The sequence below is a fragment of the Prolixibacteraceae bacterium genome, from assembly GCA_019720755.1.
Lineage (GTDB): Bacteria > Bacteroidota > Bacteroidia > Bacteroidales > Prolixibacteraceae > Halosquirtibacter > Halosquirtibacter laminarini.
Genome location: CP081303.1, coordinates 2,272,826 through 2,284,987, shown reverse-complemented (window position 1 = coordinate 2,284,987; position 12,162 = coordinate 2,272,826). Strand labels below are relative to the sequence as shown.

Below are 12,162 nucleotides of genomic sequence, written 5' to 3'. Positions count from 1 at the left end.
TTCTACCCTCCTTTCATACTTTCTGAATTTTAACAGTGTTCGGTTGAACAATAATAACTAAGATTTAGGCAATCGCAGCATCTGCTTCACTCTTGCAACAGTAACTACAACAATTTACATCCATATATTCGACACGAGCACTATCTAAAGCCATATCTACACTCTTATAAGCTCCAATATATCTTCGATCGATACTACCAGGAAGGAAAGGACAATCTGCTGTATGCACTTCATGTGCACCATCTTTCTGATTTTGGTGGTTGATATAGTAACTCTTCATAATTCATCCGTTTTGATTTATTTAGCTTTTTGAAAATACGATAATCTAATTACTTCCAAGCTGATAAACATCAAAAAAAGTCGTTTTAGCATATTGTTTTACAACACATATCTTTGCATATAAGAATTGAATCCGATCTACGAACCTCACAGTGTTGCCCATTAGACCGTATTGTTTTAAGGTGTATCCATAAGAAATAATCGCTTAAAGTATAGAATATGGATGCATCATTTTAGATATTGTACAACATGTTCTGTCCCTTAAAAGCCTTTATAAGTTTGTTCCAAAATGGAAATTAAACTATAATTCCTTTTTTCTGTACAATTACCTCCTATGTGAAGGTGTACTTATTTCGATATTGTTGATATTATATCTATAAAACATAAAATTAAATGAAGCAAATCATTAGAGGACTTGTCGTGCTACTGTTTTTATTCTCCATCTCTTTGTGTAATGCACAGTCGAAGGAGGATGGGATAACCTATTTTAGGAGTTATTTTAAGAACCATACTTATCGAGATCATGAGCTGAAAAAAGCAAAACCATTAGAGACTTGTCTTAGTACTATTCAGGCAGATGGTAGCTTTAGTGATCTTCAAAGTGCTGAAACGGATATTATGGATCATAAGAAATATCTTAATAAATATAGTACAGCTCAAAAAGAGGTAGGGGCACTCACTAGCGATGCCATGCTTCGTGTTTGGAGGATTGCAGATGCAATCCAAAGAAAAAGGATATCCGAAACACAGATACGTGATGTGAAACCCAAACTTTATCAAGCAATAGTTCGCTATGGAAATATTGAACTATTGAGAGGTTCAATCACTGCTTCCCGCTTTCACCTAAGTTGTTTTATTATTCCAACTTCCGCAGTGAATACCTATTTCATCTTTTTTGATGACATGGAAGAGGTGGAAAATGGAACAAATACAGATACTACTCTAGCTAAAGTAAACAAAACCCTTAAAGATTTAAGCTATCAATCATGGAGCCAGCCTTTCCGTAATGATGATACAGATAACCATGTGGTAAGTATTGAAAGGTTTAGAAACCACGTATGGTGGGTTGGTGGTAATGCTTTAGCATATCGATCTTTGCTACCCACTGCTGCGGCGATGAGTTCAACACCTATGATGGATGTACTTAGTACTGTTGCGCAACGATCATTATCATCCGTGGCTCAAAATACAATAGATACTGATTTTTGGACAGAAGGAATCACTGCTGATGGTGCGGGATGGGGTCATGGAAGACAGAGCATTGTATGGGGATATCCTATCGATGGGACCCTTGCCGCTTTAAGCCTCTTGGAATATTTTGAGCCTACAGTCTGGAAACAGAGGCTAACGGCAGAAAATAAGAATGCTATTCTTGGTTATATCAGAGGTAGCTCTTGGTATTATTATCATGGTTTTATCCCTACAGGGCTAGGTCGTACTGGAATGAACTACAACCAAACGAGCCCATCGATTATTAAATCAGATAAGGTGATCAATAAGATATTATCTAAATGGGGTCAAAATTTTGGACAAGAGGAGTTACATGAATTAGAACAGTTTCATCAAGAAGCACAAAAGAAACATCTTGCGATGGAAGGAGCGAATAAGGAGGTATACAATGGAACTCGTTGGTTCTATAACAATGATGATTTGATTAAAAAGAATGATCATAGTTACCTTTTTATTAATACAGCATCTTATCGTACGGATGGAACAGAGTCCGGAATTACGGAAGGAGACAAATATAACTTTTATACTGATCTAGGTTCTACAATATTTTTAAAGGATGGTGGAGAACAGATGCGCTCGGTAGGAGCTTGGAATATTACTTCGATACCAGGAACTACCGTTCGTCAAAATGTAGACCCTATTGTGGCTAGAACCAACTGGAGTGGTTATACTAGTGCTCTGAACTTTTCAGCTGGAGCTACTCATGGAGCAGAAAATGCAGTGGTAGGATACCAAATGGAGGTGATGGATGCTAAAATGAGAGAGGAAGGAATAAATCATGACCCAAAAGATCCGAATCCGTTTCTTTATGGAGTCAGAGCGTTCAAATCATATTTTATGTTTCATGACTACATGTTGGCTTTAGGTAGTAATATTCAAAATATAGACACAACACAAAAGGGGGATATATGGACTACTATCGAACAAACAGCATGGGATAATGATATTGTTTGGTGGGAAGATATCCACAATATAAAGCAGGCGTCAAGCGAGACGACTCATACTTTTAGTAAAGATGGTGGCAAGCTTATTGGTGCAGCTCAGTCTGATAAATTTGCTTATGCAGTACTTCCACAATGGACTACAGGGGACATCATCCTTAAAGCGGAAAAACGTAAGACTAATTGGAAAGAACTGAATTATCATAATAGAAATAGAACAGATATGCAGGAGGAAGCCAATGTCTTCCATCTCTATATCAATCATGGTAAAGAGGTGGTTGATGGTACCTATGCTTATGTCGTTTATCAAGGAGAAAACAGTGCACAACAGGCATTTGCAAATAATCCAATTACCATTCTACAAAATAGTAAAGAGATTCAAGCAGCTAAAAGTAATTTAAGTGAGGCGATGGGGGTGGTATTTCATACAGCAAACAGTCGACTTGAATATGACCAATTTACGATTACTTCTGATCATCCTGCGGTACTGCTTTTAGAATCCGTTGATGGACAACTGTATATTACAGTAAACGATCCAATTGTTTCAAATGATTTAGATAGTTTGACTTTAACTTTAAATGGAACTCTTTGGAGTCAACATTTTGATGAAACCTTCATTACACTAAAACTAAATACTGGTCATCATGCTGGCAAACCAGTATGTTATAAAGTCGATACTTCGGGTAGTGCGGTACAAGTGGAAGAGGATATTGTAAATAGTGTCGTTCCTTTGGTTCAATCTAACTCTTTAACCTTTATTCAAGAGGGTAGCGATCATATGATTTATAGTAAGAAACAGATGAGAGAGTTGTCTCTTTTTAACTGCAAGGGACAAAAGCTCTTTTTTAATAGAAAAGATACTTTTGAAACAAAACTTCCTTCACTTCAAAATGGAATATATATTGTAAAGGCTCTCTTAGAAGATGGCAATTACGAAACAAAGAAGATTAAAATATAAATCAATAATAAGTTCCTCCTTCTCTGTTTATCTTACAAAGAGAGAAGGAGGATTTTTTTTCGAATTTTAGCAAGATCTATCTGCTTGCATTACATAAGATCCTCTTTTAATGCATAGAATTGTATCAGAAGCTTCCTTTTTTCATAACTTTATGACACGAAAAAGAAAGTGTCAAGACAATGGAAAATCATATAAAACTGACCGCAGAGCAGCAGCGAGTGGTAGAGATAAGAAAAGGAACACACTACATTATAGCACCACCAGGTTCTGGAAAAACAGAACTACTTTCACAGTGGATTACCAACTTATTGAAAGAGGGGGTCGATGAGCAGGAGATCATCTGCCTTACTTTTACGATTCGTGCGGCCATCGTAATGCGAGAACGAATTAATCAATATCATCCTAATATGAAGATAATGGTGGGAAATATTCACCATTATTGTAGTAATTTTCTCTTTAAAAATCAGCTGGTTGGACGACATAGGCAGATTATTGATGGGGACGATCAAATCAACCTCTTTCAGGAGATTATGGACGATTTGAATTTAAGAATTGTCTATAAACGTGGCTATAGTACCAAAGATGTAAAAGCGGGAGACATGATACGAATCAATACTTGGTTCAATCAATCCAATCTGAATATAGACGAATCATTAAGAAGTTCCGACAATATCGTAAAGGTGCTAAATGAGGAGAATATGCACAAAGTATCTCAGGTGTGCAGTAGATATGAGCAACTCAAAAAGAACTATCACCTATTAGATTTTGATGATATCCTAAATCTTACCTACCATTATCTTGACCAGAAAGATAAGGTCTACCAAATGGCACATTACTCGTGGGTTGAGGTTGACGAGGTGCAAGATCTAACTCCTCTTCAGCATGCTATCATTGAAAATATTTCTCAAGGAAGCACCAAACTGTTTTTTGGAGATCCATCTCAATCGATATTCTCTTTTATTGGTGCCAAACACCACAATTTCTTGTCAGAGTTAGAGAAAGTGAAAAAAGAGGATTCTGCATCTATTCATACACTTCAAACTAATTTTAGATCTCCTGATTACCTTCAAAAGGTGTTTAATACGTATCAAGATCATAATTTCCCATCGGCTCACGTACTGCCACAAAAGTCTTTTATCACAACGGAAGAGCTCCCTGCAATGGCCACTTGTATAAGACATATCAATAGTCAATATGCGAATTTTGAGCAACAGTTTATTGTAAATAAAATTATTCCTTGGTTAATCCAACAAGAAGATCGTCGAACAGCAATTCTTGTGAGAACAAACAATGAAGCTAGTGAGATCGAGAGTTATTTTAAAGAGAAAGCCCTTCCTTACTTTATGATTTCAGGAAAAGACTTTTTCTCTCGCAGAGATATTAAGGATGCCATGGCATTGATGTCGATATTAATTGACCCCATTGACTATGTATCTTGGAGTAGGGTGATTTCTCGATTTATTTCTGGAATGACTTTGAAACAGTCTCGACGATTCATTAAAGACCTTCAAGAGTGTGGAATGAGTCCTGATGAGATCGGAAAAGATAGAAGTGTGATCGATGTGATTCGATATAACATCAGTCTTAAGAACGATACTCTAGTGGTCTTTGATACCGAAACGACAGGGAAGGACGCTTCCGAAGCTGATATTATACAACTTGCTGCTGTCCGAATGAAAAATGGAGAGGTCATCGGCGAGTTTAACAGATATATCGACACCGATAAGTCGCTAGAATCGACCCAAGAGATTCATCAAATATCCCGACAAGTATTAGACCAGAAAGGGGAGAGTCCTCAGCACGTTTTCGAGGCATTTTGTGAATTTGTTGAGGAAGGAGATATATTAGTCGCACACAATATTGCATTCGATATGGAAGCACTAAATACCAATATCGAAAGAAGAACGATCGACATTCCTCATTTTCAGAATGATTGCTTTGATACCCTTTCAATGGCTCGTAAGATATACCCTACAGAGAAATCTTACCGACTAGAGTATCTGATAGAACGTTTCGATTTAGAAGGGGTTAATAGTCATGATGCTTTGGACGATGTTCATGCTACTTGTAGCTTTATTCGTCATACAGAGCCAAGGGTAGAGATTCTGTCTCAAAACTTAGATCAATGGTTCGCCCAAAGTGAGAACATCCGTATCGTCCAAAAGATAACAGAAGAGGTGATGAATATCTATCAGGCAAGTAAGATATGGATGGAGAGAGAGATGGATATATTGGAATATATTGAAGGGGTAATCGGAGATGGAATGTATATCGATTCAGATATTGATCTTGAGAAATGGTTTAACCATATAGCATATATAACCAAAGACAAATCGTATAAAAACCTCAAGGAGGCTCTCTATGATTTAATTCCATTTTATCGAAGCTGTAAAGAGGTAGATCTATATTTTGGAAAGGAAGATGTTCTGATATCTACGATTCATAAGGCAAAGGGTTTAGAGTTTGATAATGTGATCATTCCCAATGTCTCAAGTCAAAAATATCCCACCTTCTATGAAGTAAATAATGAGGGGGAGAAAGAGGCCGCACGACTTCTCTATGTAGGAATTACTAGAGCAAAAAAGCGTTTGATTTTGACCTACTGTGGGGACGTACGATCTCTGTCATCATTTTGTGCTAAAACAGCCAAGTTATTTAATCGAAGATCTATTGAGCCAGAGCAAATTCTCTAGTCTTCTATTAGAAGTTTAAAGAGAATATATTTCTCAAAACAAACTGCTTTCAATAAGTATAAGAGGATATTTGTGAACCAAATGTCCTCTTAATGATAAAAATCCTATCATTTGATCCATTACTCCCATGCTTCTTTTGTCTTCTTATTGCTTCGAAAATATATATAATTAGGTACTCGAATAGAGTTTGTCCGTTGGGATTCTCTATGAAAGATATCCTATTCCAAACATGTTTTAGAACTATATCTTGACTAGTAGACTGCCCTTTTAAACAATGTTTGAAAGGTAGTTCCTTTACCCTTTGGTTACCCTTCAGTTACCCTTTGGTTACTCAAATAGTAACCAAAGGGTAACTGAAGGGTCTCTATAGAGTATCTAAATAACGGTCTATCTTAGGTTCTTTGGAGGCACTTTTCATACAATGAAGTTTGTTTTTAGATGCTTTATAGTCTTTAAAATGATGGTTTTTGTCGTTATATGGTTCATCGATTACGAGGAGAAACGATGGGTGTGTTTAGATCCAAACGCTATGTATGAAACTATTACAGAGTGGTTCAGAAATAAAAGAAAAGCCTCAAAAATAATGTAGATCCAATCATTTGGTGTCGACCTACCTTTTAAAGGCTTTTCTTTTTCATAATGTCTATTTTTTAGAGTGTCATATCTACTTGGTTTATAAGAATGGCATGGTTACTTTAGTTTGAGAGAATCCTCTTTAATATACTTCGTAAAATAGAGTGAAGTAATTGCGATTAATATTCCAAAAGCAAATGGGATACGCCAACTGATACTAAATAAGATTCCGCCAATAAATGGGATTATAACGGCCGAGATATGGTTGATTGTAAAGCCTACTGCCATAGAAGAACCAATATCTTTGGGATCGGCTATTTTTTGGAACCATGTTTTAATACCCATAGAGAACGGAAAGAAAAGGTGATCGAGTACATATAGTGCTGCAATAATATATCCGTTTTCAAAGATGGCATATCCAGAGAAGATTAAGATCAATGCAATATATTCAATCTGAAGCATTCGCTTCTCTCCATATTTATTGATTAAACGAGCAATGGCCGGATTCGCAAAGTATCCAATGATATTGTTTATAATGAAAAGTAGTGTAACCCACTTAATTGAGAAGTGGTACATCTGAACAAGCATAAACACAGAAAAAACGACAAATATCTGACGTCTTGAACCACTTAAGAAATTCAGAACATAGAATAACCAATATTTTCTTTTAAAGATGATCTTCTTGTGTTGTTTGTGTTTTAGTTTTTGGGTTGGGTCAAATGTAAAAGCCCAGATCGAAACGAGGATGACAAAACCACCAAATACCATATAGTTGTATTCGAAAGTCATGAATGGGATTGTGGAAAATATCCATATCATCGCTCCTGCAATAATGTTGGCTAGTGCAGCATAACTTTTGGTCTTCCCAATTACCAATGCCGCTTCATTAGGAGGAAAATATTGAAGGGTAAGAGACTGATTGGTTGTTTCGTAATAGTGAAATCCTGTAGACATCAATAGGGTAGTGGCAATCACTCCAATAAACGAGTCGAAGATTCCTGTAAATACAACTCCTACCCCCATTAATAAGACAGAAAGGGATGCCAATCGGTGTTCTTTGATTATTAAAAGAAGATATACTACCAGAAGGGATAGAAAGCCAGGAATTTCTCTTATTGATTGGATTGCTCCAACTTGGATACTATTTAAATGAACTTGATCGACCGCAAAATTGTTAAAGAGCGTACGCCATGCTTGAAATCCTATTGCTACTGTAAAAGACAGTACAATAAGATATCGGTACATAGGAGATTTTTGGAAGTTAATTGACATAATATAATGGTTGATATTTTAATCAGATCCTTTTTAATCTAAAAAAGGAGTCGCAATTTATAAAAAAATGAAATGCAGAGTTCGATTATTAAAGATGTTTTTATCTCTTTTTGTGATATGTAGTCCGTTTTCAGGAACTATCTGTTATGCACAGTATACTCCCCCTTTACCTCCATCGAAGCCTAGTGGGACTCCTGTCTTTAATAAGAACTCTCCTCCTAATTTTCAAAAAATTGAGTACTCCAAAGAAATTACACATAAAGAGCTGTTCGAATTGTACTGTTCTGTTGATGATGTGGATGGCAAAGTTACCGAAGTCGAAGCTGTATTCACTTACGATAACCGTAAAATGAAAATGACTTTTAATTCTAGTCTTGGGCAATGGGAGTTATCTCGTTCTTTTAATGCTCCAGGAAAATATGAGTTTTTTCTTGTCGCAAAAGATGATGGTGCTGGTATGTCTACCTCTAGTCAATATTTTGTGACCGTTGTTGCAGCGATGCCATCAGATAAACAGACGGTTGCACATAGTGTTACTTCTAACTCTTTGATTGTTGATTATATGCCAGAAGATAGGAATACAGATTTCTTTCATTTGACTGTATATGAAAAAGATGAGGAGCATCATGTCTTTTTTGATCAGCGTTTGAAAATCAGCTTACATCAGAACTTACATGTAGAGGTCGAGGGATTAAATCCAAAGACGATCTATCATGTTGATATTGTCTTTGAAAATGATTTTAAAAAGACATCTTATTCTCACCTTAAACAAATTACGACCTCAAGGGCTACACCCGAATTTCGGGTTGAGTTGATTGCTCCTCAGCAGGAGTATGATGAGTTTAGAGTTTGGGGAGAAGTCTTACAGGTAGAGGTGGAAGGGTCAAATTTAGAAAGGGATATAAGTGTAAAATTGGATAACCATATGAGATGTTCTTTAGATAATATTTCGTGGTCTGATATAGGCGAAATGGTTACGGTAGTAAAACAGGATGCTGGGGTCCAGACTACATTATATTTCCAATGTAAGCATGAAATCTGTGGTTTTTTTAAACATAAGATTGAATTCAAATATGATGAAGCGTTTGATCCAACGATTATTCAATTTGAAAGAGAAGTCGTTGCTCCTTTTTCTAAAACGGAATTTGAGGTAGATAAGATAAAGAAAACCAATAGAGGGACGTACCAGGTACATTGGACTAATAGGGGAACGGATTTTAGTGATTACGATGGGGTTTATTTGATCGTTAGTACAAAGGATGATGTCTCTTTTGATCCATCTGTTTTAAATAAGAATGGAATCTATTATGCTGTCGATCTATCTTCGTCTACTAGAGATTATGAGATTCTACCACCTTTTCATAGTAGAAAGATGTTTGTATCTATTCTCCCATATAAAAGAATTGAAGAAGAGGTCGTTTCTATAAGAAGAGGTTACAAAATGTCTAATAAGATCTATGAAGGATACCTTTGTTCTATTCCTGAAATATCTCTTTCTGTTTTTCCTGCAAAACAATCAGGGGGTATGAAAGGTTTATGGCTTGAGTGTTTTAATACCCACTCATACTCTCTTGATAGAGATAAAATAAAGGTTCTTCTCTTTGATGAAAGTGGCAATCTGTATAGAGAATGTTCCAATATTGATTTTACTCCCAGAGATGAAAATGAACACACTCTATTAAGAGATTTACATTCTGTCGATTATGGTTTGTCAAGTTGCTTGGTTGCGGTATATTATGAGAATTATCTTGTGGACTATTTAAGATTCGGGGAAGCCCAGTGGAAGAATAATGCAGTTATGGGTGATTTAAAACCGATGGAATGGGATGATGCAGTCCAAAAATTTACCGTAAGTAATAGTGATCCATATTTTATATTCGAGAAGAAAATATTGGATGGTTCATTCGTGAAGCGTTGTCGTTTAGGGCACCTTGGAACTGCGGGTCTTTGTTTTGAGAACAGTGAAAATTCATATTTAGTTTGGAATGGAACCGATCCGAATCATTTTAATAGTGTTAAAAACTGGGGGCACGATATTAAAGAGTATCACAATCTTGAGATCTCTAGCCAATTTAAATCTGTTACTTTAGATGAGAAGTTACACTGTAATTCATTGACTTTGCATAAAGAGACGAAGCTTTATGGGTTGGATAAAATTGATCCATCGTGCTTTTTTTCTCGCGAACTTGTCATAGAATCAAACCAGTGGTACTACTTCACCCCCTCATTGAGTTGTCAAGATATTGGTTCTTTTGAACCAAATTTTGGAGAAGTCTATATTAAGAGGTTTAGTGATGGGGAGTGGGTAGATGTTGATCCCAAGTGCTCTTTAAAAGAGAATGAAGGGTATATCATTTTTTCGAACCAAGATGACCTCCATATATCGAGTTCAAGTACTCTAAATAAGATGGATTTTAGACTACAATATGATATGGTACCCTCTTTACAAAAGACAAAATGGCAATTGATTGGTAATCCTTGTGCTTACCACACACAAATACCTTCTGATCTTAATGATTTTACCACGGGGTATGTGTATCGATTTGATGCATCTAAACCAGGATATAATATCTATTCTAGTCATGGGAGCGTTTTAGTGGATGACAACAAAAGTGAGGATATTGGTCCTAACGAAGCTTTTTTTGTAGAACAAGTTGGTGCAGGGTCAATTCATTGGTCTTCAGATATATCACTGAAACATAATACTCCTCGTAAAAAGAGAAGTACAATACCAGAGAATATGTTAGAGCTACGTATCTCTTCTGTAGATGGAACTGCTTCTGACAATGTATTATTTGTTTTTCAAAAGGGATGTAATCAAAGATATGCACTAAAGGAAGATGCAACGAAGTTAATATATCATAAAAAAGGGGTTCCTCAGGTTTACTCTATGGTTGGAGCAAAACAGTTAGTTATAGATAAACGCCCTTTAGAATCACAAGAGATAGAATTGAATATTATGCCGAAGTCTTTATCTCAAGTAAAACTAGATATAAAGTGTAGAGGAGATTTAATTAACCATGCCAAAATCTGTATTGAAGATTTAGGCAATGGAGAGGTCCGAGATCTTGCTAATAACACATCTTATTCTATACCAGTTCAACAAACTGGGAATAGTATGAATTTTAAACTGTATGTTGATTTTGAAAAACCCGATGTCGAACAGAGTTTTCGAGTGAAAATAACAGAAAGTGGTACGATCATTGAATCTTTATCCGCGACAACAAAACAAATTAAGATTTTTAATGTCTTAGGGATAGAGGTTGCATCGTTTTTTCTCTCGGGAGAGGTGGAAAAGCATATAACTCTTAAACAAGGAGTATACATGTTAAAAGTCGTTGAGAAAGGAGAATACTCAACAACAAAAATAATTGTATATTAGTTCTATCTATAATAGTTGTTTTGAAATATATATTAAATCAAAAATTTATGATAAAGAAATTTCTATTTTTTCTAGCCTTAGGGATTACTTCTTTTTCAACGTATGCTCAATCGAGTGATTGGAATTTTGGTTTGTCCATGGGAAGTTCTATACCTATAGGTAACTATAATTCTTCTGATATTAGCCAAGATAAATCAGGGTATGCTGAGACTGGATTTTTTTTAGATGTCTCTGCCTTCTATGAAGTTAATAGCTCGTTCAGTTGGGTTGGGAAACTTCGTTTTAATAGCAATCCTATTGATAATAGATCTGTTTACGAAAGAGCTGTTGCACAGTCTTATCCTCCAATGGGATTGGATTTAGAAGATTCTGAAACTACTTTCAATATGAATGATTGGTTGTCGGGAGCACTACTTGGTGGTGCACAGTATCGTTGGAATATTTATGACACCTATTTTGATGTCTATGCAATGATCGGGTTACAAATATGGTTTCTTCCAGACTATGAGATGTCGAATCCTAACGTTCCAGGAAAGCCTGGTATGACCTATGTTGAAAGTTCAGAGAAAGATCAAACAGTAGGCTTTGCATCGCTTCTTGGTGTTGCTTATAACGTTCCGCTGAAGAATAATGTGATGCTTCGTATAAATTGTGATTGGTCTGGATCGAATGTTCAATCTTCCTATTCGCAGAATTATGTTCCTAATGAAATTACGCCAGCAAGTCCTGTTGTTCAGGTAGGAGAGCAGGAATATAGTGCTTTTAATTCTTCTGTAAATGTTGGTATTGGACTAGTATATTTGTTTTAGTATAACATTTATTTTCATGTTCTTT

At 35.9% G+C, this 12,162-nt stretch carries 6 protein-coding genes; 4 read left to right on the top strand and 2 right to left on the bottom strand.

What is annotated here, in order from left to right; translation table 11 throughout:
* Positions 1-64 precede the first annotated feature (64 nt).
* Positions 65-280, bottom strand: coding sequence for a hypothetical protein (locus tag K4L44_09025; GenBank protein ID QZE12731.1), 216 nt, complete (start codon positions 278-280; stop codon positions 65-67).
* A 392-nt stretch (positions 281-672) separates the two neighbouring features.
* Here K4L44_09025 and K4L44_09020 point away from each other — a divergent pair, with 392 nt between their 5' ends.
* Positions 673-3,408: a hypothetical protein gene (locus tag K4L44_09020; protein ID QZE12730.1), complete on the top strand. Its 2,736-nt coding sequence runs from the start codon at positions 673-675 to the stop codon at positions 3,406-3,408.
* Between the two features lie 179 nt (positions 3,409-3,587).
* The gene (locus K4L44_09015) at positions 3,588-6,101 is read left to right on the top strand and encodes a UvrD-helicase domain-containing protein (protein QZE12729.1); all 2,514 of its coding nucleotides are present in this window, start codon (positions 3,588-3,590) and stop codon (positions 6,099-6,101) included.
* A 690-nt stretch (positions 6,102-6,791) separates the two neighbouring features.
* On the opposite strand, the gene K4L44_09010 is transcribed toward K4L44_09015, so the two are convergent.
* Entirely contained in the window at positions 6,792-7,946 is a 1,155-nt protein-coding gene (locus K4L44_09010) for an MFS transporter (GenBank protein ID QZE12728.1), read from the bottom strand.
* A 67-nt stretch (positions 7,947-8,013) separates the two neighbouring features.
* Between K4L44_09010 and K4L44_09005 the strand changes: the two genes are divergently transcribed.
* Together K4L44_09005 and K4L44_09000 are read left to right on the top strand one after the other, a co-directional pair.
* The gene (locus K4L44_09005) at positions 8,014-11,328 is read left to right on the top strand and encodes a T9SS type A sorting domain-containing protein (GenBank protein QZE12727.1); all 3,315 of its coding nucleotides are present in this window, start codon (positions 8,014-8,016) and stop codon (positions 11,326-11,328) included.
* 47 nt (positions 11,329-11,375) lie between these two features.
* Complete coding sequence (locus tag K4L44_09000; protein ID QZE12726.1) at positions 11,376-12,137, top strand: outer membrane beta-barrel protein; 762 nt, start codon at positions 11,376-11,378, stop codon at positions 12,135-12,137.
* Positions 12,138-12,162: the final 25 nt, after the last annotated feature.

Coding starts and splice junctions, on each gene's coding strand:
- K4L44_09020 (QZE12730.1), top strand. CDS start 673: ATGAAGCAAATCATTAGAGGACTTGTCGTGCTACTGTTTTTATTCTCC.
- K4L44_09025 (QZE12731.1), bottom strand. CDS start 280: ATGAAGAGTTACTATATCAACCACCAAAATCAGAAAGATGGTGCACAT.
- K4L44_09015 (QZE12729.1), top strand. CDS start 3,588: ATGGAAAATCATATAAAACTGACCGCAGAGCAGCAGCGAGTGGTAGAG.
- K4L44_09000 (QZE12726.1), top strand. CDS start 11,376: ATGATAAAGAAATTTCTATTTTTTCTAGCCTTAGGGATTACTTCTTTT.
- K4L44_09010 (QZE12728.1), bottom strand. CDS start 7,946: ATGTCAATTAACTTCCAAAAATCTCCTATGTACCGATATCTTATTGTA.
- K4L44_09005 (QZE12727.1), top strand. CDS start 8,014: ATGAAATGCAGAGTTCGATTATTAAAGATGTTTTTATCTCTTTTTGTG.